This is a genomic window from Streptomyces sp. NPDC006314, assembly GCF_040613075.1.
Lineage (GTDB): Bacteria > Actinomycetota > Actinomycetes > Streptomycetales > Streptomycetaceae > Streptomyces.
Genome location: NZ_JBEXRL010000007.1, coordinates 257788 through 283453 on the forward strand (window position 1 = coordinate 257788; position 25666 = coordinate 283453).

The 25666-nt window shown below is 73.0% G+C and carries 16 protein-coding genes; 3 read left to right on the forward strand and 13 right to left on the reverse strand.

The window, feature by feature from the left end; genetic code table 11:
* Positions 1-107: 107 nt before the first annotated feature.
* Genes ABZ079_RS15770 through ABZ079_RS15800 form a run of 7 tightly spaced genes read right to left on the reverse strand, consistent with a single transcriptional unit; the run spans position 108 to position 17060 of the window.
* Positions 108-743 carry an O-methyltransferase gene (locus ABZ079_RS15770; protein WP_356939990.1) on the reverse strand — a complete coding sequence of 212 codons (636 nt, stop codon included), beginning with the start codon at positions 741-743 and terminating at the stop codon, positions 108-110.
* Complete coding sequence (locus tag ABZ079_RS15775; RefSeq protein WP_356939991.1) at positions 740-1522, reverse strand: alpha/beta fold hydrolase; 783 nt, start codon at positions 1520-1522, stop codon at positions 740-742. The genes ABZ079_RS15770 and ABZ079_RS15775 overlap by 4 nt, the downstream gene beginning before the upstream one ends.
* A complete protein-coding gene (locus tag ABZ079_RS15780; protein WP_356939992.1) occupies positions 1519-2646 on the reverse strand; it encodes a Gfo/Idh/MocA family oxidoreductase in 1128 nt (375 codons plus the stop codon). The genes ABZ079_RS15775 and ABZ079_RS15780 overlap by 4 nt, the downstream gene beginning before the upstream one ends.
* Positions 2643-3779: a saccharopine dehydrogenase NADP-binding domain-containing protein gene (locus tag ABZ079_RS15785; protein WP_356939993.1), complete on the reverse strand. Its 1137-nt coding sequence runs from the start codon at positions 3777-3779 to the stop codon at positions 2643-2645. The genes ABZ079_RS15780 and ABZ079_RS15785 overlap by 4 nt, the downstream gene beginning before the upstream one ends.
* A complete protein-coding gene (locus ABZ079_RS15790; RefSeq protein WP_356939994.1) occupies positions 3776-9283 on the reverse strand; it encodes an amino acid adenylation domain-containing protein in 5508 nt (1835 codons plus the stop codon). Before ABZ079_RS15790 ends, ABZ079_RS15785 begins: the two co-directional genes overlap by 4 nt.
* Positions 9280-15828, reverse strand: coding sequence for an amino acid adenylation domain-containing protein (locus ABZ079_RS15795; protein WP_356939995.1), 6549 nt, complete (start codon positions 15826-15828; stop codon positions 9280-9282). Before ABZ079_RS15795 ends, ABZ079_RS15790 begins: the two co-directional genes overlap by 4 nt.
* A gap of 26 nt (positions 15829-15854) precedes the next feature.
* Positions 15855-17060, reverse strand: coding sequence for a condensation domain-containing protein (locus ABZ079_RS15800; protein WP_356939996.1), 1206 nt, complete (start codon positions 17058-17060; stop codon positions 15855-15857).
* A 9-nt stretch (positions 17061-17069) separates the two neighbouring features.
* Here ABZ079_RS15800 and ABZ079_RS15805 point away from each other — a divergent pair, with 9 nt between their 5' ends.
* From ABZ079_RS15805 to ABZ079_RS15815, 3 genes are all read left to right on the forward strand, one after another.
* Positions 17070-17270 (forward strand): hypothetical protein, encoded by a 201-nt coding sequence (locus ABZ079_RS15805; RefSeq protein WP_356939997.1) that lies wholly within the window; start codon positions 17070-17072, stop codon positions 17268-17270.
* Between the two features lie 64 nt (positions 17271-17334).
* Positions 17335-18321 carry a ferritin-like domain-containing protein gene (locus ABZ079_RS15810; RefSeq protein WP_356939998.1) on the forward strand — a complete coding sequence of 329 codons (987 nt, stop codon included), beginning with the start codon at positions 17335-17337 and terminating at the stop codon, positions 18319-18321.
* A 38-nt stretch (positions 18322-18359) separates the two neighbouring features.
* A complete protein-coding gene (locus ABZ079_RS15815; RefSeq protein WP_356939999.1) occupies positions 18360-19451 on the forward strand; it encodes a class I SAM-dependent methyltransferase in 1092 nt (363 codons plus the stop codon).
* Positions 19452-19504: 53 nt separating this feature from the next.
* On the opposite strand, the gene ABZ079_RS15820 is transcribed toward ABZ079_RS15815, so the two are convergent.
* The 6 genes from ABZ079_RS15820 to ABZ079_RS15845 form a co-directional block, all read right to left on the reverse strand.
* Positions 19505-20338 carry an alpha/beta hydrolase gene (locus ABZ079_RS15820; RefSeq protein ID WP_356940000.1) on the reverse strand — a complete coding sequence of 278 codons (834 nt, stop codon included), beginning with the start codon at positions 20336-20338 and terminating at the stop codon, positions 19505-19507.
* Between the two features lie 14 nt (positions 20339-20352).
* Positions 20353-21810 carry an FAD-dependent oxidoreductase gene (locus ABZ079_RS15825; RefSeq protein ID WP_356940001.1) on the reverse strand — a complete coding sequence of 486 codons (1458 nt, stop codon included), beginning with the start codon at positions 21808-21810 and terminating at the stop codon, positions 20353-20355.
* A gap of 6 nt (positions 21811-21816) precedes the next feature.
* The gene (locus ABZ079_RS15830; protein WP_356940002.1) at positions 21817-23028 is read right to left on the reverse strand and encodes an NAD(P)/FAD-dependent oxidoreductase; all 1212 of its coding nucleotides are present in this window, start codon (positions 23026-23028) and stop codon (positions 21817-21819) included.
* A 71-nt stretch (positions 23029-23099) separates the two neighbouring features.
* Positions 23100-23903, reverse strand: a complete 804-nt coding sequence (locus ABZ079_RS15835) for an ABC transporter permease (RefSeq protein WP_356940003.1) — start codon at positions 23901-23903, stop codon at positions 23100-23102.
* The gene (locus ABZ079_RS15840; RefSeq protein WP_356940004.1) at positions 23900-24688 is read right to left on the reverse strand and encodes an ABC transporter permease; all 789 of its coding nucleotides are present in this window, start codon (positions 24686-24688) and stop codon (positions 23900-23902) included. The genes ABZ079_RS15835 and ABZ079_RS15840 overlap by 4 nt, the downstream gene beginning before the upstream one ends.
* Positions 24685-25659 (reverse strand): ATP-binding cassette domain-containing protein, encoded by a 975-nt coding sequence (locus tag ABZ079_RS15845; RefSeq protein ID WP_356940005.1) that lies wholly within the window; start codon positions 25657-25659, stop codon positions 24685-24687. Before ABZ079_RS15845 ends, ABZ079_RS15840 begins: the two co-directional genes overlap by 4 nt.
* Positions 25660-25666: the final 7 nt, after the last annotated feature.

A 25666-nucleotide genomic window follows, 5' to 3' on the forward strand; every position in this document is an offset into this window, starting at 1 on the left:
TGCTGTCGCCCGTCACGAGAGCCTAGGGTGCGGTGCATTCGTTCCGGCGTAATCTTTCAGGGTTCAAAAAGAACTTCAGCGGGACCGGAGCAGGGAATTCCGTGGCGTCAGGCCCGCCGGATCAATGTGATGCCCTCGCGCACCGTGAGCACCACCTGTTCGACCCTGGGATCGTCGCGTACTTTCTCGTTGAACGCCCGCAGGGCCACGGTGTCCGCTTTCCGGTCCAGCGGGTTGGCCACGCCGCCGAACTGCAGCACGTTGTCGACGGCGATGAGGCCGCGCTCGGCGAGCCGGGGCAGCACCGCGTCGTAGTAGTCGCCGTAGCCCGGCTTGTCGGCGTCGATGAACACGAAGTCCCAGGGCCCGTCGAGGCTCTTGAGCTGTTCCAGCGCCGGTCCCAGCCGGAGCTCGATCCGGTCGGCGTAGGGCGAGGCGGCGAAGTGCCGCCGTGCGATCTCGGCGTGCGCCGGATCCACCTCACAGGTCACCAGAGTGCCGTCCGGCGGGAGTTCCGCCGCCATGCACAGGGCCGAGTAGCCGGTGAAGGTGCCGATCTCCAGGACGTTGCGCGGGCGCAGCATCCGGACCAGCAGGGCGAGGAAGCGGCCCTCCAGCGGGCCGACCATCATCTGCGGGACGTCGCACCGGTTGCGCGTCTCCTCGGCGAGTGCCGCCAGCGGCGGCGGTTCACCCGTCGAGTGCGCCTCGGCGTAGGCCTCGACGGTGGGCCTGACGATCATGCGGCCTCCCGGTCCGTTGTGGTGAGCAGCCAGCCGACGAGGTCGTCCTCCTGGCCGCGGAAGTAGAAGTGGTCCCCCGTGAAGAGGCGGAACGTGAAGCCGCCGCGGGAGACCTCCGACCACGCCTCGGCCTCCTCAGGCGCGACCTCAGGGTCGTGGTCGCCGAGGCAGGCGGCGACGGGGCAGGACAGCACGGGACCCGTGCCCGGCCGGTACCGCTCCACCAGGCGGTAGTCGGCCCGCAGGGTGGGCAGGACGACGCGCCGGACCTGCGGATTGGTGAGGAGCAGGGACGGGGTCGCCCCCAGGCGGGCGAGTTCCTTCCACAGGGCCTCGTCGTCGAGGTGCTTGCTGCCGGGTCTGTGGTGGCGGGGGGCCGGCCGGCCCGACAGGCACAGCAGCGCCGGGACCACCCCGTGCTCGTGCTCAAGCCGCAGCGCCACCTCGTGGGCGACGGCCGCGCCCATGCTGTGCCCGAAGAGCACGAACTCGCGGTCGAGCGCGGGCAGCAGTGCGGCGCTGATCCGATCCGCCAGCTCGGCCATCTCCGTGATGTGGCACTCCTCCAACCGGTCCTCGCGGCCGGGGTACTGCGCGATCAGCGGTTCGGCCGCGGGCAGGAGCCGTTTGGCCAGGCCGCGGTAGAAGCTGGCGGCGCCGCCGCCGTGCGGGAACAGCACGACGCGGCGCTGTGCCGAGGGGCGCGGCCAGTAGCGGCGGAACCACAGATCGAGGTCCGAAGGGGCCTGTGCGGTGCGGGCGTTGCGCTGGGGGTTCATGGACTGTTCCTCGGTGCCGGCGCGCCCTCTATGAGGGCCGTGACGGGCAGGACACGGGGCGCGGGCGTGTCGCGGTGCAGGCGGACGGGTCCGAAGCGGTCCGCGACGTCACGGGTGAGCCGGCACAGCGTCAGGTGGTACTGGCCGTCCCTGCCCGGGTCGGTGCCGCTGCCGATGTCCTCGCGCAGCGCCCGCAGGGCTCCCACCGCTCCCTCGGGCCACAGCTCGCCGAGGATGTCCCGGTAGTCGGGTCCGGTCGCGGGTCCGAGCGGCTCGGCGCTGAGGTGGCCGAAGTGCGCGGCCTGCGACTGCTCCATGCGTACGGTCTCGCGCATGTCGTCCGGCATGTGCGGACGAGGGCTCCACAGGAGGGGGCCGTGGGTGTTGAGCAGTGTGAGATGCCCGCCCTCGGTGTGCAGGGTGATGCGGTGGAAGAGGTGGGTGTGGTTGTCCGGGTCGGCGGGGTCCATGTCGTTCTGCAGCCGGAGGGTGCACGGCACCCCGGCGATCACCCCGTCCAGGCTGCGGTAGACGGGGGGTGAGTCCGCCAGGTCCCGGAGTGCGGACGGCAGGTCGCCCGTCTCTCCGAAACCCCAGGGGCGGACGCCACCCAGCGCGCGACCGAGGATGTCGAAGAGCGTGTACAGGACCTGGAACGCGCAGGCCGCGTCGATGTGCAGGGCGCGCTGGCCGGCCAGCAGCCGGCGGGCGGCGGCGATGAACCGGCGCACCGGCTCGACGTGCACATAGTGGCTGTTCAACCGGTACGCCACCCGGTGCTCCCGGGCCGTGCGGAGGCAGTCGGCCAGCTCGCGGGCGTGCAGGGGATGTTCCTGCAGGACGTGGTGGCCGCGCGCCATGAGCTGCTGGGCGAGGCGGGCACCGGGGCCGCCGTTGATGCCGGCGCCGACCACCACGCAGCAGGCCTCGACGTCCTTGGGGACCTGCTCCGGGTCGGTGAACAAGGGCACGCCGTAGTGGCGGGCGATGCGCGCCGAGCGCTCGCTGCCGCGGGCCAGGACCCCGGCGAGCTCGTACGGGGAGTCGGGACGGGCGACGCCCGCGAGGTAGATACGGCCGAACTTGGTGCCGGCCACCACGATCCGGGGCCGTCCACCGCTCACAGTTCGCCCTCCTCCGTGGCGCACGCCTCGGCCAGCGGGCGGTCGAAGACGTCCAGCGAGGTCACCGCCGCCAGCGCTCTCAGCCGCTCGACGACGAGGTCGGGGTCCAGCACCTCGGCGGCGTAGTGGACTCCGGCGGGCACCCGGCCGGCGAGCAGCGCTCCGGTGGCGACGGCGGCGACGGCGCCGGTCAGTTCGTAGGTGTCGGTGCCCCGCAGCACCAGGGCGCGCGCGGTCGGGCGGCCCGCGCTGCGGCCGGTCAGCTCCAGGGCGAACAGCTGGTAGGGGTCACGTCCGAACAGGTCGAGTCCGGCGGCCTCGATGAGCTCGCGGGCGGCGGGCTCCAGTGCGCTCTGCCCGGTCATGGCGCCCTGGAGGCGTCCGAGGGTCTTGAGCATCCGGGAACCGCCGTCGAAGACGTTGTACCAGTCGACGGTGGCCAGTCCCAGGTCGCGGGCGAGCCGCTCGACCTCGTAGCTGAGGTAGGGGTAGGCACTGACCGTGCCGGGGAAGAAGGGCAGTTCGGTGTCCGTGAGCGGCTGCAGGACGCGCAGCACCCGGGCGCCGCCCCGCCAGGCCGACTGGGCCTCGCCGTAGGCCCCGCCGAGGCTGAGCAGGTAGTCGCCGGCGCCGGCGGGGGTGAGCCGGTCCATGGTGCCGACATAGCCGAGCAGCCGCTCGGGTTCGTCGACTCCCCGGGCGGCGAGCCAGCGCGGCAGCAGACCGGTCAGGCCGGGCATCATGCCGGCGGTGAGGACGGCGGCGCGGCCCTGCTCCGCCGGGTCCTGGCCGGACAGCGCCCGGTGCACCGGTTCGTCGCCGCCCGCGTCGACGTAGTCGGCGCCGGCGGCGAGTGCGGCCCGCGCGACCGTGTCCAGCACCCGGTAGGAGGGACCCGCGCAGTTGACGACGACGTGGCTGCCGGCGCAGAACGCGGCGAGCGAGTCCGGGTCGGTCAGGTCCACGGCGTACGGCTCGGCCCGCCCGCCGAGGCGGCCGGCACAGCGGGTCGCCTCGTCGAGGCGCCGGCCGCCGATGCGCAGCCGTGCCTCGGGGTGGGTGGCGGCCAGTTCGCGTGCGGCCACCGCGCCGACCGCGCCGTAGCCGCCGAGGACGGCGAGGGTGGTGGTCACCGGGTGTCCTCCTGGTGAGTCGCGGGAGAGGTCAGGGCGCCGGCCAGTTCGGCCGCGTGGTCGGCGGACAGGCATGTGAAGTGGTCACCGGGGACGGTGCGGGTTCGCAGCCGGCCCAGGCTCAGCTCGTCCCAGAAGCGGGTGGCGTCGGCGGCGAGCGTCGGCCACAGCGGGGTGTCGTCGCGGTGGAGGAGCAGGGTGACGTCCCCCGTGTACGGGTCCGGCCGGTGGGTGGCGGCGGCCTCGGCGAGCAGGCGGTGGGCTGCGTATCGCTCCCGGACCGCCTCGGCGGTGCTGCCCAGGGCCGCGGCGAGACGTGCCTGCCGCTCGTCGGCGGCAGTCGCGGCCAGACGGGCGAAGGCGGCCGCGGTACCGGCGAGGTCGCCGTCCAGCGCGGCGAGCGCACCGGCGGGCACCTTGCCGGGCGTGCGGGCCAGTACGGCCGCCAGGGCGGCTCCGGCCGCACGCTGGTCCGGCCAGCCCAGGTCGCGGGGGTCCGCTCCGCTGCCGAGGGCGAAGAGGTACTCGGCGAAGACGGGGTCCTCGACCACCGCGGGCAGCGGGAAGCTGCTGATGACGGTCAGGCCGACGTCGGCGCCGCCCTCGGTGAGCTGCCGGGCGGTCTCGGCCGCGAGCAGGGCTCCGCTGTGGGCTCCGACCAGACGGAACCGGGTGTGTCCCGTCGCACGCAACAGCCGGGCCCGCTCGTGGGCGACGCGCTCGATCACGGCGTGCGGAGCGGTGCCCAGGTGGGCGCTGAGGGGGTGTGCGGCGGAGACGTCGAGCAGCGGGCCGGTCTCCTCCAGCCGCGTGCACAGGTCCCGGTGGGAGCCGCTGGCGGGGAAGCCCTCCCGGAACACCGCCCAGAGCCGGTCGTCGGGGGAGCCGGTGGAGGCGATCGGCACCGGAGCCGCCGGGGCGGTCGGCTGCGGTGCCGCTCGGGGCGCCGGGGCTGTGGTCAGGACCTCTGCGAGACGGTGGATGCTCGCGCCGTCGAGGAGTTCGCGCAACAGCTCGTCGAACAGGGTGTGTTCGGCCTCGGGCAGTTCCTCCCGCAGCGCTCCGACGAGCTGGGCGGCGAGCAGGGAGTCGCCGCCCGCCTCGTAGAACGTGTCGTCCCTGCCCACCGCGGGGGTATCCAGGACGCGGCACCACAGGGCCGTGATCCGCCGCTCCAGATCGGTCATCGGCGAGGGGTCCGCGCTGCGGGTCTGCTCGGTGGTCCGGCGCGGGGTGAGCCAGGACCGCAGGGTGCGCCGGTCCACCTTGCCGTTGTCCGTGAGCGGCAGTTCGTCGACGACCTGGATCTGCGCGGGGACCATCTCCTCGGGCAGCCGCTCGGTGAGGTGTGCGACGAGTTCGGCGGGTGTCACCCGGGCCCGGTCGGCCTTGAAGCGGACGGCGAAGACATGCATGCCGATGGCCGCCAGCGGGTCGTCCGCACCGGGCAGGCACAGCACGGTCTCACCGCCCGCCCGGGAGATCAGGTCGAGCCACTGGTCGCGGGCCACGAACGTCTGGTCCTTGCCGTGGCGCACGTCCTCGAAGTCGCCGGCGGTGGCGTCGAAGAGGAACTCCATGGAGGTGAGGATCTGGTAGTTGTCGCGGGTCGTCTCGATGAAGACCAGCCAGCCGCCGGGGGCCAGCATCTGCCGCATCCGGTCCAGGACCTTCGTGGCGTTGCGGGAGTAGTGCATGACGTTCCCGCACAGGATGAGGTCGAGCGAGTTCGGCTCGATCCCCTGGGGGCGGAAGTCCTCGTTCATGTCGAAGAGGGCGTAGCGCACCCACGGGAAGTCCGCGAACCGTTCGGCGGCCTTGTTCAGGAAGAACTGCGAGACGTCGGTGAAGAGGTAGGAGCAGTCGGTGCCGGCCAGCCGGGGCACCGCCTCGACGCTGACACCACCCACCCCGGCGCCGACCTCCAGCAGGCGCACCGTGCCGTGCCGGGCGCGGTCGTCGGCGATGCGGCGCACGACGGAGGTGGCGATGCGGTTGAGGTAGGAGTTGAGGAAGCCCTGTGTGTAGGCGGCTTCCTGGATGTCGATGCTGCCCTCGGGGAACAGCAGTTGCACGGGGTCCTGTTCGTCGCGCAGCAGCTGCGGGAGGTGGGCGGTCGCGGTGCGGAAGTACTGCAGGAGCTGCGAGCCGTCCTGGGCGGAGGGCAGCGTGGCGTCGACACGCCGCCAGGCCTCCCCCACGGCGCCCGGCGCGGCCCGGCGCACCGCCCGGTAGCCGTCCTGCGGCCGGTGCTCCAGGTAGCCCTCCCGGACGAGGGCGGCGAGCCAGCGGCGCACCAGGCGGTGGTGTTTCGGGGCGACTTTCGCGGCGGCGAGGATCTCGGGCAGCGGATGCCGGGTTCGTTCGTCCGGGAACAGTCCGCTGCCCTGGAGGACGTCCATCATGGCCAGCAGGGCGGCCTCGTCGAGGTGTCGGGCGAAGCCGACCACCCGCTCGGCGTCCACCCCGGAGCGGACCTCCTCGCCTTCCTCTGCGACGGCCGAGAGGAGAGCGGAGCCGTCGGTCCGCTCGGCGGGGCCGCGGGCGGCGCGGGCGGTCTGGGCGAATCCGACGAGGCGGCGCTCCAGGGGCCGTTCACCGTCCACGATCACCGCGCTCGCGGCGACCGCCGGATGGGACTGCAGAGCCGCCTCGACCTCGGCCGCCTCGATGCGGTGTCCGCGGATCTTGACCTGCCGGTCGTTGCGGCCCAGGAACTCGATCTCGCCCGAGGGCAGGTAACGTCCCAGGTCGCCGGTCCGGTACAGGCGTTCGCCGGTGAGGGGATGCCGTACGAAACGCTCGGCGGTCTTCTCCTCGTCGTGCAGGTAACCCGCGGCAAGCCCCGCGCCCGCGATGTACAGGTCGCCGGCGACCAGTTCGGGGCAGGGCTCGAAGTCGGCGTCCAGGACGTGGAAACGCTGGTTGGCGAGAGGGGTGCCGTAGGGGATGGACGGCCAGTCCTCGGGGACCTCGCCGTCGAGGGGATGGAGGATGGACCAGATCGACGCCTCGGTCGCGCCGCCGAGGGAGACCACGCGCAGTCCGGGCACCTTGGCGCGGATGCTGTCGGGCAGCCGTACCGGTATCCAGTCGCCGGAGAGCAGGGCCAGGCGCAGGCGGGGCAGCGGGACCGGGTTGGTGCCGAGGTATTCGTTGACCATGTGGAGCTGGGCGGGCACGGAGTTCCAGAGGGTGACGTCGTGCTCGGCCATTTGCGCCACCCAGTGCGAGGGGTCCGCTCGGCGGGCGGGGTCGGGCAGGACCAGGCAGCCGCCGGCGGCGAGGACGCCGAAGACGTCGTAGACGGACAGGTCGAAGCCCAGGTTGGCGAGGGCCAGGACCCGGTCGTCGGAGCCCACGGAGAATCGGCGGTTGATGTCGTCGATGGTGTTGACCGCTCCCCGGTGCGTGATCATCGCGCCCTTCGGGCTGCCGGTGGAGCCGGAGGTGTAGATGACGTAGGCGAGGTCATCCGGAGTGCGCAGCCGGGCGGGCAGCCGGACGGGCACGGGCTCGGGCGTGAGCGTGTCGACGGTGATCGCGGTGACGTCGGGGGGCAGTCCCGGGGTGCCGGAACGGATCAGAGCGTGCCGGACTCCGGCGTCGCGCAGCATGCGCTCGCGGCGCGCGGCCGGCTGGTGGGTGTCCACGGGGACGTAGACCGCGCCCGCCGACAGTGCGCCGAGGACGGCCGCGATCTGCTCCCAGCCCTTGTCGGCGACGATCGCGACCGGGTCGCCGGGCGCGCATCCGGCCGCGCGCAGCGCCCGGGTCACGGCGGCGGCACGGGCCGCGAGGTCGCCGTGGGTCAGGCGGCGGTCCCCGGTGATCACGGCGGGGGCGTCGGGGGTGCGCAGCGCGGCGGTGAGCGCGCCCTCGTGCAGCAGCGCGTCGGACAGTGGGGCATCGGTGGCGTTGGCCCGGTTCCGGCGTTCGAGTTGCGCGGCCGGCAGACGGACGGGCGAGGACGACTCCCATGGGTCGTCACCGTCCGCCAGGCGGGCCAGCAGATCACGGAAGGCGGTGAACATGTCCGTCACGACCGTCTCGTCCAGGACGCCGTCGCGGACGTCCCAGTTGACGCAGAGGGATCCGCGCCGCTCCATCGCCTGGCAGTCGATCCACACCTGCGGGGTCTGGCTGATGCCGTGCACCAGTTCGCCGTCGGGGACGGCGTTCCCCGGGTCCTCGGCGCTCCCGGCGTGCGCCGTGCCGTCCGGGGCGTCCTGTTCGCGCAGGCCGATGGCGCTGGTGAAGACGACCGGCATCAGAGCGGCTTCCTGACCGCGGCGGCGGGCGAGTTCGCGCAGGACCTCGACTCCGGTGAACAGCCGGTGGTCCAGGTCCTCGAAGAGCTGCCCCAGCACGGCGGTGGCCCGCTGGGTGAACGTCGCACCCCGCCGGCGGTCGACGGCGAGCAGTTCCACGGAGGTGAAGTCGCCGACGAGGGAGGCGACCTGCGGGTGCAGGGGCAGCCGGTTGAGGAGGGTGAGGTCGAGGGTGAAGCGCTCTCGTCCGCTCCACCGGCCCATCACCTCGGCGTAGGCGGCGAGGACGGCTCCCGACGGTGTCAGGCCGCGTTCGACGGCCCGGCGGCGCAGGGCGCGCCAGCGCTCGGGGGCGAGGACGAGCTGGTGGCGGTCGAACCGGGCCGGGCCGCCCCTGCGCCGTCCCTCGCGCAGGGGCAGCGGCGGGGCGGGGGGCAGATCGTCGATCCGGTCCAGCCAGTAGGCGCGGTCGCGTTCGCGGTGCGGGCCCTGGCGCAGGCGGCGTTCGGCGAGCAGGTAGTCCCGGAAGGTGACGGGCAGTTCGGGCAGGGAGGCGTCGGGGTCGGTGTAGAGGGTGCGCAGTTCGTCGAGGAGGAGGTGCAGGGAGATGTAGTCGGCGATGAGGAAGTCGATCGAGAGGTGCAGCAGGGCGTGGTCGGCGAGGAGGGTGATCCGCAGGTCGAACAGCGGCCAGGTGCCGGTGGGCAGGACCTGGTGCTCCATCTCCTCGCGCACCGCCGCCAGTGCCGCCGCCGTCTCGGTGCCGGTGGCCGAGCGCAGGTCGGTGACCGCGATGCGGTAGGGCGCAGTGGATTCCAGGACGCGCTGGGCGCCTTCGTCCTCGACGACGGCGCGCAGCATGTCGTGCCGGTCGATCAGGGTCTGCCAGGCGGCTTCCAGGCGGTCCGGGTCGAGGGTGGCGAAGCGCAGCTCACCGTAGGCGTGGCAGGCGACCGATCCGTAGTCGAAGACGTCGCGGCGGCCGAGGAGGTAGGCGGTCTGCACGTCGGTGAGCGGGAAGGGCGCGTGGCGTTCGGCGGGTCGCGGGGTCACCGTGACACGGTCGTGCCCTGCCCTGAGGAGGTCGAGCACGTCGTTCCTGTGGGCTTTCAGGAGGGCGCGCTGTTCCCCGGTCAGGGCGCCGTGGGGGGCCCGGAAGCGGAGCTTTCCCGATTCCTCCCACAACTCGACACCACTGGCCTCCAGTTCGGCCAAGAGCCCGGCCAGGTTCATAGCACTCCTTCTTCCATGGGGATCAGGGCGCTCTCGGCGCGTCGGTGCTCGATGAGACGGGCCAGCGCCTCGGCGGTCGGCGCGGAGAAGAAGCCGCGCAGGGTGAGGCGGACGCCGGTGGTGTGCCACAGCCGTTCGGTGGCCCGGGTGGCGGTCAGGCTGTCACCGCCGAGCGCGAAGAAGCTTTCGGTGCGGCCGACCCGTTCGACGCCCAGGAGGTCGGCGAAGAGGGCGGCGACGGCGGTCTCCAGCTCTCCCCTGGGTTCCTCGTCGGCCTGGGGCGGTTCCTCGTCGAGAAGGGCCGCCAGGGCGCCCCGGTCCACCTTGCCGTTGGCGGTCAGCGGCAACCGGTCGACGATCCGGATGCGCTCGGGGATCATGTAGCCCGGCAGCCGCTCGGTGAGGGCGGCGCGCAGCGCGACCGGTTCGGGTGGGTCACCGGCCGGCACCGCGAACGCGGCGATCCGGTGCCGGGGCCGCTCCCCCACGATGCGGGCGACGGCCCGGGCAACGCCGGGCAGGTCGTGCAACGCCGCCTCGATCTCGCCCAGTTCGATGCGGTGCCCGCGGATCTTCACCTGCTGGTCCGCCCGGCCGAGGAACTCCAGGATGCCGCCCGGCCGGTAGCGGCCGAGGTCGCCGGTGCGGTACCAGCGCAGGCCCTCGTGCTCGACGAACTGGTGTGCCGTGCGCTCGGGGTCGCCGCGGTAACCGCGAGCCACGCCGGTGCCCCCGATCCACAGCTCCCCCGGCACCCAGTCCGGGCGGTCGCGGCCCGCCGGGTCGGCCACCCGGAAGCGCTGGTTGCGCAGGGGGAATCCGTACGGGATGGAGGGCCAGTCGGGCGGCGGCTCGGTCACGGGATAGGCGTTGGACCAGATGGCGGCCTCGGTGGCGCCGCCGAGCGCCACCAGACGGCAGTCCGGGGCGCGGGCGGCGAGCCGCCCCGGCAGGTCGAGCCCCACCCAGTCGCCGGACACGAGCGCCAGGCGCAGCGGCTCCAACGGGGGCCCGTCCGCTCCCTCGGCCGCGGTCAGCAGCATGTCGAGGAGCGCCGGCACCGTGTTCCACACGGTGACCCGATGGGTGTGCAGCAGGTCCAGCCAGCGGTGCGGTTCGCGCCGGTCGCGTTCCTCGACGAGGACGAGGGCACCGCCCGCTCCCAGCAGGCCGAAGATGTCGTAGACGGACAGGTCGAAGTCGAGGGCGGACAGGGCGAGGACGCGGTCGTCCGGCCCCGCCGAGAAGCGCTCGTTGATGTCCTCGACGGTGTTCGCGGCCGCGCGGTGGGTGGTCTCCACGCCCTTGGGCTCACCGGTGGAGCCCGAGGTGAAGACGGTGTAGGCGAGCGCGGTGTCCGGCACGGTGACCGGCGCGTCCAGGGGGGCGCCGGTCGTGCGGGCGGCCTGCACGTCCAGCACCGCGACACCGTCCGGCCACGCGGCGTCCGCCGTCGGGCCGGCGTCGGTGAGGACGGCCACGGCACGGGCGCGCCGCAGGATGCGCGCCCGCCGGACGGGCGGCTGGTCGACGCCCACCGGCACGTAGCAGGCGCCGGCGGCGAGCGTGCCCAGGACGGCGGTGATCTGGTCGGGCCCCTTGGGCAGGACGATGGCGACGGTGTCACCGGGCCGGACACCCGCGGCCCGCAGCGCGCCGGCGACCCTCAGGGCCCGCTCGGCGAGTTCCCCGTGGTCCAGTCGCCCGTCGCGCCACAGCAGCGCGGGGCGGCCGGGCGCGGCGGCGGCCCCGGCGAAGAAGGGTTCGTGCAGCAGGCGTCCGCTCAGCGGAGCCTGGGTGGCGTTCACCTCGGCACGGACGCGGGCCTGCTCCGGGGGGAGTTCCACGGCGACGGGACGCCGCCAGTCCGCCCGGGCCAGGCCGGTGAGGTGCCGCTCGTAGGCGGTGATCATGGTGTCCAGCAGCCCGGCGGGGAACAGTTCCTCCACGGCGTCCCAGTTGACCGAGATGCCGCCGTCGCGCTCCACGACCTGGCAGTCCAGCCACACCTGCGGGGTCTGGGAGAGCCCGTACACCTGTTCCCCGAAGGGCATGGTCAGGTCGGCGAGCCGGTCGGAGACCCCGAGGGTGCTGGTGAAGACGACCGGCATGGCCGCCTCCGCCGTCCCGGTGCGCCGGGCCAGCTCGCGCAGGACCCACAGCGCCGACACCGAGCTGTGCTGCAACCCCTCCCAGATCTGCTGCTGGAAGCGGCGCGCCGCGTCGGCCCAGCCGTCGCCGTCCTGCGGCCGGTGGCCCACCAGCAGCAGGGAGGTGAAGTCACCGACGATGTTGTTGATGTCCGGGTGGACCTCCCGCCGGTCGAACAGGGTCAGGTTCACGGTGGCCTCGGGCTGTGCGCTCCAGGCGCAGAGGACGTCCGCGAAGGCCGCGGCCAGCACGGCCGACGGGGTCAGCCCGGTGCCGCGGGCGGTCCGGGTCAGCGCCTGCCAGGTGGCCGGCGGGAGGAAGAACTCGCGCCGGGTGAAGCGGGGCCGGGCGGTCTGCTCCGGGGCGATGGCCAGCGGTAGCGCCGGGGCGGGCGGCAGTTCGGGCAGTCGTCCGGTCCAGTACGCCCGGTCGGCGGCGACCTCCTCGGGGTCGGGTGCGGCCTGCAGCACGTAGTCGCGGAAGGAGATGTCGAGCGAGGGCAGCGCGCAGGCCGGGTCGTCGTACAGCCGGGACAGCTCCCAGAAGATCGTCATGATGCTCAGCGCGTCGAGGACGATGTAGTCGAAGCCGAACGAGATGCGGGTGCGGTCGCCGTCGTAGCGGGTGGCGGCGATGTGGAACAGCGGCCACTGCGTGACGTCGAACACGCGGTGGTCCAGCGCGGCACGCTGGGCCCGCAGCATCTCCTCGGCGCGCCCCGGTGGCGCGTCGGTGACCTCGAAGGCGATGGGCGGGACGTGTTCGAGGATGCGCTGGTTGCCGTCCTCGTCGAAGACCGCGCGCATCATCTCGTGGCGCTCGACTAGCCGGTTCCAGGCGTCCTCCAGGCGCTTGAGGTCCACGTCCGGGCCGTCGAACTCCCAGTACCAGTACGATCCGACGCCGCCGAGCGTGAAGTCCGTACCGCGCCCGAGCCAGTAGGCCCGCTGGATGTCGGTCGCGGGGAACGGTTCGTACCGGCGGCCGGGGTCGGGGGTGACCGGTGGCAGCCGGGTGGGCCGGCCGATGCGGAGTCCGGCGGCGAAGTCGCGCAGGACCGGTGCGGTGAACAGGCGTCCCAGATCGGCGCCGTGCAGCCCTGCCGCCCGCAGCCGGGTCAGCAGCCGTGTCGCGAGCAGGCTGTCACCGCCCAGCTCGAAGAAGCCGTCGTCGCGTCCGACCCGCTCCACCCCGAGCAACTCGCCCCACACTTCGGCGACCTGGCTCTCCACGACCCCCTGTGGCGGCTCGTGTCCGGCGGTGGTGCGCTCGTCGTGGGTGAGGAGGTCGCGCAGCGCAGCTCGGTCGACCTTGCCGTTCGTGTTGAGCGGCAGTGCGTCGAGCACCGCGAGGACGTCCGGGATCATGGCGGGCGGCAGCCGGTCGGCCAGATGCTCCCGCAGCAGCGCGGTGAGCGGCTCCGCCGGCTCGTCCCCTCGCGGGGACGCCTCGCGCGTGACGACCGCGGCGGCGAGCCGTGTCGCCGGGTCCCCGATGCCGACCACGGCGGCGGTGGTCACCGCGGGATGGTCCCGCAGCGCGGCCTCGATCTCGCCCGGTTCGATCCGGTGCCCGCGCACCTTGAGCTGGAAGTCGGCCCGGCCCAGGAACTCGAGTGTGCCGTCCGGCAGATAGCGGGCCAGGTCGCCGGTGCGGTACCAGCGCAGCCCCGCGTACTCCACGAACCGGTCAGCGGTGCGTTCGGGGTCACCCCGGTAACCGCGGGCCACCGAGGCGCCGCCGATCCACAGTTCGCCGGGCACCCGGTCCGGGCAGTCCCGGCCGCGTGGGTCGACGACCCGGCAGCGCTGGCCGGGCAGCGGGACTCCGTACGGCACGCAGGTCCAGTGCGCGGGCGCCTCCTCGACCTCCTGGACGGTGGAGTGGATGGCCGTCTCGGTGGTGCCGCCGAGGCCGGCGAACCGCACGGAGGGGAACACGCGGCGGGCGCGCGCGGCCAGGTCGGGGGCGACCCGGTCGCCGCCGAGCAGGGCCACGCGGATCCCCGCGGTGGCTCCGGCGCCCTCGGTCGCCTCCAGGAGCATCTCCAGCAGGGTGGGGACGCAGTTGACGACGGTGACGTCCCGGCCGCGGACCAGGTCCAGCCAGGCCCGCGCGTCACGCCGCTCCTCCTGCCGCACACAGACCACCGCGCCCCCCGCGCACAAGGGGCCGAAGATGTCGTACACCGACAGGTCGAAGTCGAGCGCGGAGACGGCGAGGGTGCGGTCGCCGGGGCCGAGGGCGAACCGTTCGTTGAGCGCCGTCACGGTGTTCACGGCGCTGCGGTGCGGTACCTCGACGCCCTTGGGTTCTCCGGTGGATCCGGAGGTGTACAGGATGTACGCGATCCGCTCGGGCGGTACGGGGACGGGTCCGGGCAGCGGCGCCGCGGTGCGTGCCTCGTCGAGGGTGTGCGTGGTCACGGTCAGGCGTGCGCCGCAGGAGTCCGCGATGCGCCGGCGGCGGTGTTCGGGCTGGTCGATGCCGGCGGGTACGTAGGTGCCGCCGGCCGCGAGGACGCCGAGGACGGCGACGATCTGCCGTGGGCCCTTGGGCAGGGAGATCATGACCGGGTCGCCGGGGACCACCCCCCGGGTGCGCAGCAGTCCGGCGAGCCGGAGGGCCTGGTCGGCGAGTTCCGCCCGGGTCAGTGAGCCGTCCGCCCACAGCAGCGCGGGCCGGTGCGGATCCCGGTGCGCGGTGGCGAAGAAGGGGTCGTGCAGGGTGTGGTCGGGGCAGGGCCGGTCGGTGGCGTTGACGGTGGCCCTGACCTCACGCTGTGCCGCCGGAAGCAGGTCGGGCACGGGGTCCGCCCAGTCGGCGTCCGGTGCGGTCAACCGGTCGAGCAGGCGGCGCAGGGCACCGGCCATGTCGTCCAGCAGGCCCGCGGGGAAGAGCTCTTCCACGGCCTCCCAGACGAGCCGGATCCCGCCGTCGTGCTCGACTGCCTGGAGGTCCATCCACACCTGCGGCGTCTGGGAGCTGAGCCACACCGGCTCTCCGAGCACCCGGCGCACCTCGGGCGCGAAGAGCTCGCCCATGTTCAGCGCCGAGGTGAACACCACCGGCGCGACCGTGCTCTGGGAGCGGCTGCGCGCCAGGTCGCGCAGGACGTCGGTGCCGGGGCAGGCGCTGTGTCCGGCGGCCTCACGGAAGTCGGCGTGCACCCGGCGGGCCCGCTCGGCGAAGGACTCCTCCCGGGTGGCGTCCACGGTGAGCAGCAGCAGGCTGGTGAAGTCGCCGACGAGGGCGGGGACGTCCGGGTGGACCGGGTCGCGGTCGAACAGCGGCAGGTTGAGCAGGAAGCGCTTCTCCGCGCTCCAGGTGGCCAGGACCTCGGCATAGCAGGTGGCCAGCACCATCGCCGGACTGAGACCGTGCTCCCGGGCGCGGGTGGCGAGCCGTTCACGCCGCTCCGGTGTCAGCCACAGGGTGCGGCGGCCGGTGCGTGGCCGGTGCAGCCGCTCCGGTGGTCCGGCCAGCGGGAGTTGGGGTCCGCCGGGGAGGGTGGGCAGCCGGCCGGCCCAGTAGGCACGGTCCCGTTCGAGGCGGGCGGGCGGCCGGGCGGCCCGGTCCGCCAGGTAGCGCGGATAGCTGTAGCCGAGAGGTTCGGGCTCCCACTCGGGGTGCTCGTAGTACCGCGCGAGGTCGGCGAGGGCGATGCGGAAGCTCATCGCGTCGCACACCAGCATGTCGACGTCGAGGTGCAGTCGGCTCGTGCCGTCCGGCAGGAGGGTGAGGCGTACGTCGAGCAGGGGACCGGCGGCGGCGTCCAGCCGCTGATGGGACAGGTGGGCGCGCAGCCGGTCCAGTTCCGGGCGGACCTGCTCGGCGTTCGCGTCCCGCAGGTCGTGGACCCCGGTCAGGCCGGTGGGCCGGTCGGTGATGCGCTGGGTGCCGTCGGGCAGGAAGCGGGCACGGAACATGGCGTGCCGAAGGGTGAGCGCACGCAGCGCAGCGTCCAGCCGGTCCGGGTCGAGGGCCGGTCCGTCGAACTCGAAGTAGAAGTGCCCGCCGACACCGCCCAGTACCTGGCCGTCGGCGCGGCCCACCCAGTAGGCGTGCTGCAGGGGCGCGAGGGGGAAGGGGGCGGACTCGTCGAGCCGGGCCGGGTGCGGGTCGCCGTCGGGAGCGGCGGGCCCCGCCTCCTCCTCCGCCGCCTCGTCGGCGGCCCGCTCGACCAGCGCCCACCACTCCGCCAGCCGCGGCCGCTCCACCAGGTCGCCGAAGCGGATGTCGGCGCCCGCCCGGCGCCAGAGCGCGGCGAGGTTCATGATGGCCATCGAGTCGAGACCCAGGGCGGTCAGGTCGTCCTGGTCGCCGATGGCACCGGGCGGCTCGTCGAGGATGTCGGCGACGGCCCTGCGCATCGTCTCGAGCGTTATTCGCATGAAGATCCCCTGGTTTCCCGCGGTACTCAGCAGACCCGTCCGAAGGACAGGTCGGTGTTCTGGGAGACACGTTCGGCCGCCGCGACATAACGCTCGGACAATTCCGTGACGAATTTCTCGTCGAGTCGTCCCTCGTTGTAGAAGAGCAGCACGTGGAATCCCGCATCGTGCGGCACCAGAACCAGTTCGAGTTCGAATCTGCTGCCCACTCCGTCGGGCACCAGCACTTCCAGGCGGAGATCGGCCGCGGTGGTGCTGTAGACCGGCTCGGCGAGCATCTGGAAGACGATGTCGTCGGCTCTCGAGCCCTGACCCTGTGCCTCACGCAACGGCAGCAACTGATAGGGGACGCCCTGGTTGAGGAAGGCGCCGGTGACGGTGGAATGAGTGGCGCGCAGGGCCTCGAGGACACCGGCGGCCGGGTCGAACCGGGTACGCAGCACGACCATGTTGGCCAGGAAGCCGACGGTCCTGCGCAGCTCGGGCCGGGTCCGGTTGGCGTACAGGGAGGCGACGGCGAGGTCGGTGTGGCCGGTGGCCCGGTACAGAACGGCGTAATAGAGGGTCAGCAGCAGTGAGAAGAGGGTGCTGCCGCCGGCCCGGGCGGCGTCGCGCAGGCCGGCCACCGTGGCTCGGTCCAGTTCCCGTCGTACCAGCGCGGTACGGCGCTCGCCCGGAACGTCGCGGGTGGGCAGGGCGGGCAGGGTGAGCCCGGCCAGGCGGTCGTGCCAGTACTCCTGCTGTCCGCGCAGTTCACCGCCGTCCAGGGCGGCGCGCTGCCACGCGGCGAACGCGCTGAACGGCAGGCCTGGCGGCAGGGGTTCGGCGCCTCCTCCGCGAGCCTGGTCCAGGAGGGCGCACAGGTCCTGGAAGACGACACCGCACGACCAGGAGTCGGTGACGAGGTGGTGCATGTTGAGGCACAGGACGTGGTCGCCGTCCGCGACCCGCCACAGCGTGACGCGGAACGCGGTCTGCGTCGGGTCGATGCGCGTGGCGAGCTCCTCGGCGACGGCCTCGCGCAGTGCCCGCTCGGGGTCGGGCTCCCGGTCGAGGTGACGCACCCGGAGGTCGACGGGCGCGGACGCCCGCACCCTCTGGCGCAGATTGCGTCCGCCACCCCGGAAAACCGACCGCAGGGATTCGTGACGGGACATCACCGCCTCCAGGCAGCGCCGGAGCACGTGCGTTTCCAGCGGGCCTCGAATACGGCACATCATCGGGCAGTTCAAGGCGCCGTCATGTCCCCGATAACGGTCCAGGAACCACAGCAGCCGCTGTCCCGCGGAAGGCTCGGCCTCTCGTTCTTCCGCTTCTCGCTCTTCCGCTTCTCGTTCTTCGGCTTCTCGTTCTTCGGCTTCTCGTTCTTCTGGCTCTCGCTCTTCTGGGCTGGCCACGCGGTCAAGCTACCCGCGGCCGGGAGACGGCCGGGCTTTCACTGAAAGATGTTTGGCGGCATTGAAAGATTTACCCCGGCACCCGGTGCGCGCGGTTAGCCTCGCCCGCATGCAGAGCCTCGACCTGGAGGCCCGGGTGCACACCCGCCTGTCCTGGGACTACACGGCGAGCACCCCCCGGCTCCAGACCCTCACCCGCCGCGCGCACGCCGGTCAGTGGGACGCGGACCGCGACATCGACTGGTCGGCACCCGTGCCCTTCGGCACCCCCCTGGGCGACGGATCCGACCTCGCGAGGGCGTCGTTCGAGGCGTCCCCGATGGCCGCGCGGGGACGCTCGATGTGGGACGACTTCCGCTGGGAGCTGCAGGCCTGGCTCGTCAGCCAGTTCCTGCACGGCGAGCAGGCCGCGCTCACGGTGGCGGCACGCCTGGTGGAGTCCCTGCCGACGGTCGAGGCGAAGCTGTGCGCCGCGACCCAGGTGACCGACGAGGCCCGGCACGTCGAGGTGTTCGCGCGCTATCTGCGCGAGCACGTCCCCGCCCCGTACCCGATCAACGCGGACCTGCGGGCCCTGCTGGAGGACGTGCTCGGCGACTCCCGGTGGGACGTGACGGCGCTCGGCATGCAGATCATGGTGGAGGCGCTGGCGATGGCGGCCTTCCGGCTGGCCGGCTCCACGTTCCACGACCCGCTGATCCGCCGGATCACCACCTTGGTGGCGCGCGACGAGGCCCGGCACGTCTCGCTCGGCGTGGTGTCGCTGGAGGAGGTGTACCGGGAGCTGTGCAGCCGGGAACTGGCCGAGCGGGAGGAGCTGGTGCTGGAGGCCGCGGCGCTGATGCGGCGGCGTTTCCTGCTCGCCGACATCTGGGAGCGGCTGGACGTCGACCGGTCCGCTGGGCTGGCCTACGCCGCGACGGACCCGGCGATGGTGCTGTACCGGCAGACGGTGTTCGCGCGCGTGGTGTCATCACTGGTGCACATCGGGCTGATGTCGGAGCGGGTGCGTCAGGGACTCGCGGACCTGGATCTGCTCAGTTACGGGACGGTGCCCCGCCGGCTGTCCCGACGGCCGTCCGGCCGGCCCGTGTGAGGGATTCCCGGCGGTCGAGTCGGAGGGATGCGGGGCACATGACCATGGACGCGCAGGACACGGAGGGTTCGGCACGGGCGCTGTCGGTACGGCTGTTCATGGCCGGGCTGGGCGCGGCGGAGCTGATGACCGCCTACCTGGGCCTGCGGCTCGGTCTGTACGACGAACTCGCCAAGGCCCCGGCCACCGCCGGCGAACTGGCCCGGCGTGCCGGCGTCGATCCGCGGTACGCGCGCGAGTGGCTGGAGCAGCAGGCGGCGGCCGGGATCGTGACCACGGACGAGTCCGAGCCGGACGCCGCCCGGCGTGTGTTCACCCTGCCCGCCGGGCATGCGGAGGCGCTCACCGACCCCGACAGCCCGTACTCGATCGCACCGCTGGTGGTGCTGCCGATCGGCGGGCTGTCCGCCGTCCTGCCGAGGCTGGCCGACGCCTTCCGCTCCGGACACGGGGTTCCGTACGCCGCGTACGGTGCGGAACTTCGGGGCGGTCAGGAGGGGCTGAACAAGTCGGTGTTCCGGCACCAGCTCGCGGGCTGGATCGCGGCGACCCTCCCGGAGGTGCACGCGGTGCTGTCCGGCGAGGGCGGCCGGATCGCCGATGTGGCCTGCGGCACCGGCTGGTCGTCGATCGCTCTGGCGCAGGCCTACCCGCGCGCGCGGGTGCACGGCCTGGACCTGGACGACGCATCGGTGGCGGACGCCGTTCGCAACGCGCGGGAGGCCGGGGTCGCCGAGCGGGTCGGCTTCGAGGTCCGGGACGCGGCCGACCCCGCGCTGGCCGGCCGGTTCGACCTGGTGTGCGTCTTCGACGCGTTGCACGACATGGCTCGCCCGGTCGACGTGCTCGGCGCGTGCCGCGCGCTGCTGGCGGACGGTGGCAGCGTGCTGCTGATGGAGCCCAACGTCGGTGAACGCTTCCGGGCGCCGGCGCCGGAGACCGAGCGGTACCAGTACGCCGTCAGCGTGCTGCACTGCCTGCCGGTCGGCAGAGCGGAAGAAGGTTCGGCCGCTACCGGGACGGTGATGCGGCCCGGCACGGTCCGGGCGTACGCGACGGCCGCGGGCTTCCGGCAGGTACGGATCCTGCCGGTCCGGCACACCTTCCACCGCCTGTACCACCTGCGATGACAACGGCCGGCGGCCGGCCCGCGGTCTGATCGGCGCGGGCCGGCCGCCGGTGTTCAGCTCCGCGGTGCCGTCGGTCCGCCGGCGCCGAGGTACTCGTCCAGCAGCCGGTTCACCTCGGTCGGCTTCTCCAGCAGGGCGGCGTGGCCGCTGTTCTTGATCTCCCGGTACTCGGAACCCGGGATGAGCCGCGCCAGTTCGCGGGCCATCGGGTAGGGGGCCATGATGTCGTGCTCCATGCCGACGATCAGGCAGGGCACGGTGATCCCGGCGATCCGCTGCGGATCGGGGGCGTAGGCCGCCGAGGCCTCCGCGTGTCCGAGGGCTCCGTGCCCGCCGGAGGCGGCGAGTCCGCGCAGACCTTCGAGGTAGGGCCCGATGAAGGCGTCCCGGTTCAGCGCCCGCGGGCCGAAGAGGTACATCGCCCGGTAGATGCCCTCCGTCACCGGCGGCATCACCGCGCCCGACCGGAGCCGCTCCAGGGCGTCCTCGCGGATCGCCCGGTGCAGCGCGCTCGGCTTCCACGGCACGCCCACCAGGGCGGCGCGGGTGAGCAGATCGGGCCGTTCGGCGGCGAGTTCCAGGATGATCGTCGCGCCCAGCGAGTAGCCCACGATGGCGCACGGCCCGATGCCGAGCTGCTCGATGAGGGCAGCGGTGTCCTCGGCCAGGCCCTCCATCGTGTAGGGCGGCGGAGTCTCCTCGGACGGCGGCACTCCCCGGTGGTCGAAGGTGATGACGCGGTGACCGCGTTTGGTGAGGAAAGGGACCTGCGTCTGGTGGAACAGGTTGGCCTGGTGCTGTCCGGCGACCAGGAGCACCGGGGAGCCGTCCGGGTCCCCGAAGATGTCGTAGCTCAGTGTCACGCCGGTCTTCAGTGCGATGTCCACGCTGTCGTCCTTCGTCAGGTACGGGCCCGTGTGCCGGGCCCCTTGGCCGGGATACCGGCGGATGGCAGAACCGAGGGGGTGGAGGCGCCCGTGACCAGGGCCTCGAAGGCGGCACGGTCCGGGCCCTCGGCAGGGCTCTCGGGTGTCGGGTGCTCGCGCAGGAAGGCGAGGATGCGCCGGGACACGGTCCGGTCGCTCATCAGTTCCTGTGGCGTCATCAGCATGTGGTACAGCCGCAACGATGCGCTGCGGATGCGCTCGTCGTCGCGCAGCACGGCCATCGCCCGGACGAACCGGTTGGGCAGGTCGTCGGCGGGCGGCGCGTGCTCACCGCGGAGTCCGGCCCGCAGCTGCGCGAGCCGGGCGCGGTCGGTGGCCCGCTGGATCTCGAACCACACACCGAGGTTGTCGTCGGTCCAGCGCTCGAACCGCTCGGTGTAGGCCGCCGGTTCGGCCGCCGCCCGCTCGGCGGTGCGCGCGAGCTGCCGGGCGTGGACGAAGGCCAGGGAGACACCGCGGCCGAACGTGGGGTTGGTCTGTAGCGCGGCGTCACCGACCAGGGCCAGTCCCGCGGCCACGGGCCTGCCGTCCGTGCCGAGCAGGGTCCGGCGGCGGTTCTCCAGCCGGCCCATGGGCGCGGGGTCGTCCAGCGGCAGACCGCGCTCGCACCACTCGGCCGTGCTCGGCACGGCCTGCAGGAAGCGGGTGAAGATCTCCGGCTCGCGCAAGCGGTGCTTGTACGGGTCGTCGACCGCCACCGTGGTGGAGAGCTGGAAGGTGTCGTTGTCGCCGGGGAAGACCAGGGCGGTGCCGTAGTCCAGCTCGGTGACGATGGGGACGGTGGTGGACGGGAAGGCGCAGCCCGGGCGCAGCCGGTAGTGCCGGGTGAGGTAGAAGAAGCCGCAGGGCTGTGCCGTCTCCCGGGGCGCCGCCAGGCCCGCCGCGGTCAGCCATCGCGCGAGCTGCGAGCGGCGGCCGCCCGCGTCCACCACGAGATGGGCGGTGTGCTGCGTGCCGTCCTCGGTGCGCACGCCGGTCACCCGGGGGAGGCCGTCGGTGTCGCCTCCGGTCAGCAGGCCGGTCACGCGTGCCCCGGTGACCAGGGTGACTCCCGGCTCGGCCGCGGCGGTCCGGCGGACCACTCCCTCGTAGACCAGGCGTCGGCTGAGGACGGTGGCGTCCTCGGAGCCGGCCTCCAGGGGTGTGACGCGGGCTCCGCGGGCGGCGAGGGCGGCCGGCAGGTCCGGGCACTCCTCGCGCAGGACCCGGGTGGACAGGGCGAGGAAGGCGTGCCCCTGGCGCGCGTGCGGCACCTCTCTGCGTTCCCAGTCGTGCCAGTCGTCGTCCGCGCCGGCTCCGGGCGGTGGCGGGCCGCCGCCCTCCAGGACCGTGACCCGGTGGCCGCGCCGGGCGCAGAACAGCGCGGTGGCCGATCCGGCGAGTCCGGCACCGATGACCAGGATGTGGGCCACGGCCGGTCACCGGTCCGCTGCGGTGACCGGGGTGGACCAGTCGACGCGGTAGCCGTAGACCGACTCGGCGTTCCGCAGGCCGAGCTTGAGGAAGACCGGCAGCATCAGATCGCGGACGGCGCGCCCCACTGGCCCGGCGGGGGTCATCTGCCCGCCGGTGCGGCGCGCCTGCCGGATCAGGTCCTCAACCCGCGGGCGGCGCAGCCCTTCGAACGCGGCGAAGGCGGCGCGGGCGTCGGGCAGGTCGCGCAGGCACTTGGCGAGGACGACGGCGTCCTCCATGCCGAGCGCGGCTCCCTGGCCCAGGTGCGGTGAGATGGCGTGCGCGGCGTCGCCGATCAGGGAGACGTCACCCCGGTGCCAGGCGGGCAGGGACGGCAGGTCGTACAGCGGCCACCGGCCGATCGGCCCGTCGGTGGCGCTCAGGATCTCGCCGACCAGGGGATGGTCGCCGGCGTGCCGGCGCAGCAGCTGCTCGCGCCACTGCTCGTCGGTGATCGACCCGGCCCAGCCGCGGACGGGTTCACGGGTCTGGGTGTGGTTCTCGAACCAGTAGACCTCGCCGCCCGGCAGCACCTGGTAACCGAAGAAGCCGCGCAGCCCGAACATCATGCGGAAGGTGCCGTCCGGGTCCCCCGGGGCGCTGGTGCGGGCGAATCCGCCGGAACCGATGCCCTGGGTGAAGCTCGGTGGAGGGGCCTCGGGGAACACGGCGGTGCGCGTGGCCGAGTTGATGCCGTCGGCGCCGATGAGGATGTCCCCGTCGGCGGAGGTGCCGTCGGCGAAGACCGCCGTGACCTCGCCCGGCCGTCCGCCCTTCACGTCGACCAGGCGCTTGCCGAACTCGACGCGCGCTCCGGCCCGCTCGGCACACTCCCGCAGTGCCTTGTTGAGCAGACCGCGCTTGACACACGTGGTGTGCTCGGGGTTGCTGCCGATGACGCGGCCCTTGTGGTTGGTGAAGACGAGCCGGGTGGTCGGGGCGCCGTGCCGCAGCACGGTGTCGGCGATGCCGAGGGTCTGCAGGACGCCGCGTCCGTTGGGGCCGAGGTTGAGGAAGGAGCCCGCGTGATCGTCCGGTTCGGGGCGGGCCTCGTACAGCACGGGGCTGTAGCCGCAGCGGATCAGGAACAGGGCGAGGACCGGGCCCGTGATACCGCATCCGGCGATGAGGGCGCGTCGCTCACCGGGCACGGGGGACACGGGTGTTTCAGGCATGACGGACTCCTCATTCTCCGCGGACCGCGCCACGGGTGACGGAACTCCTGGGCATCGGCGGGGCGTTGGCCTCAGCCGGCGACGAAACCGCGGAACTTGCGCACTGTCACGAACGCGCACAGCACGCTCACGCCCACCGTCCAGGCGAGGGTGGCGAGCACGGGCACCAGCAGGGGCCCGCCCTGCGACAGCCCGACCAGCGCCTCGACGGCGGTCGAGACGGGGTTGGCCGCGACCACGGGGCGGATCGCGGAAGGGAAGGCGTCGGACGGCATGTAGCCGGAGGACAGCATGGTCAGGGCGAGCGTGGGCATCTGCACCCAGCGCATGATGACGGGCGGATACGGCGCGGACAGTGCCGCGACCACCGCGATGGAGGTGCACATCAGCCCGAACAGGGCGACGAGCAGGAAGAAGCCCAGCACGGCGGCCACACCCTGCCGGAAGCGGAACCCGGGCAGCTGTGCGATCAGCGCGACCAGGACGGCGATGCCCAGGCTGCGGACCAGGTCGCCGAGCATGCGGCCGAGCAGGACGGACAGGGCGTTGATCGGCATGGCCCGCAGCCGGTTGAAGACGCCGCTGCGGATGTCCACCCAGAAGGCGATGGCGCTGGAGCCGATCGCGGAGAAGGCGGTGACGAGGATGATCAGCGGGGCCAGGCGGACGACGTAGCTCTCCCCCAGGGTGTCCCGCACGATGATTTTGAAAGCGGCCAGCAGCATGAACAGTTGCAGCAGCGGAAACCCGAAGGTGGACAGCAGCATCATGGGGCTGCGGACGAAGTGCTTGAGCACCCGGCCACCGATGAGCGTGGACTGCGCCCACAGTCCCGTCGTCGACATCTGGACGGGGGTCGGGCTGGTCGCGGTCACTGGGTCACCTTCCGGAACGCGCGTGCGGTGGTCCATCCGAAGAACAGGGTTAGTCCCGCGCACCAGAGCACGGCCGGCACGATCCGTCCGGACGTGGGGTCGCCGGTGGACAGCGCGCGCAGCGCCTCGATCACGGCGGACACCGGCGAGTTGCGCACCACGGGCTGGAGCCAGCCCGGGAAGAGCGATGCGGGTACGAACCCGGTGGAGACCACCAGCAGGGGCAGATACGGCAGGAAGAGCGCGGCGGCCAGCGCCTCCTGGTTGCGCAGGCTCAGCCCGAGGGTGGCGGTGACGGCGGCCAGCGCGACCGTGAAGGCGATCGCCACCAGGAGGAAGCCGATCGCGGCGGCCGCCCCGGCGTGGAACCGGAATCCCGCGAGGTGCGCGACGAGGCAGATCACCACGGTGGAGGTCAGTGCCTCGGCGGCGACGACCAGCAGCCGGGCGGCGCCCAGGGCCGAACTTGCGATCGGCATGGTGCGCAGCCGGCTGAACAGCCCGCTGCCGCGGTCGGTGGCCAGTGACATCGCGGAGGCGATGGCCACGAACATCAGGGCCTGCACGATGATGGTCGGGGTGACGAAGCGGCCGTAGTCGATGCCTTTGGCGTCCAGCATCCGGCTGAAGGTGGCGTAGAAGATGCCGAAGAACATCAGCGGCTCCACCACGGTGCCGACGAGCGCGCCCCGGCTGAAAGAGCGCCGGAAGTCCCGCTCGGCGAGGACCCGTACGTCGTGGACGAGTCCGGGTGAGGAGACCGGGGCGGGCGCGAGGGCGGTCATGCGCGGGCCTCCGGGACGGGGCGGTCGGCCGTGGGACCGGTGGTGCCCTGGCGGTCGGCGGTGAGGGCGAAGAAGACGTCGTTGAGCGTGGGCGCGTGCACCGCGACGTCATCGGCGCGGATCCCGCCGGCGTTCAGGGCGTCGATGATCCCGCCGAGGTCCTCCATACCACCCACGGGTATGACGAGGCAGTCGTCGCGGACATGGACCGCGGTGGAGGCGCCCAGGAGTTCGGCCGCGCGGGCACGGGCGGAGTCGTCGGCGACGATCACCTCGCAGACCGACCCGCCCGTCTGCTGTTTCAGCTCCCGGGGGGAGCCTTGGGCGATGACCCTGCCGTGGTCGATGACGACGATCCGGTCGGCGAGGGCGTCGGCCTCGTCCAGGTACTGGGTGGTGAGCAGGATCGCCATCCCGTCGGCGGCGAGGGCCCGCACGGCGTCCCACAGGGTTTCGCGGCTTCGGGGATCGAGCCCCGTCGTGGGTTCGTCGAGGATCAGGACGGGGCGCGGGACCACCAGCCCGACGGCCAGGTCGAGTTTGCGTCGCATGCCGCCCGAGTACTGCCCCACGGGCCGGCCGGCGCTCTCCGCCAGCCCGAACCGGTCGAGGAGTTCCTCGGCCCGGGCCGCGGCGCGCGGCTTGGACAGGCCGAGCAGCCGGGCGAAGAAGACCAGGTTCTCGCGGCCGGTGAGGCTCTCGTCGACGGCCGCGAACTGCCCCGTGACCGCGAGGCACGCACGCACCCCGTGCGGGTCGGAGAGCAGGTCGTGACCGGCCACGCTGGCGGTGCCGCCGTCGGGAGTGAGCAGGGTGGTGAGGCAGTTGATGAGCGTGGTCTTGCCGGCTCCGTTGGGCCCCAGCAGTCCCACCACGGAACCGGCGGAGACGGAGAACGAGACGTCGTCGACGGCTGTGGTCGGTCCGAAGCGTTTGCGCAGCCGTTCGATGGAGATCACGGCGTCGGACACGTGAAAG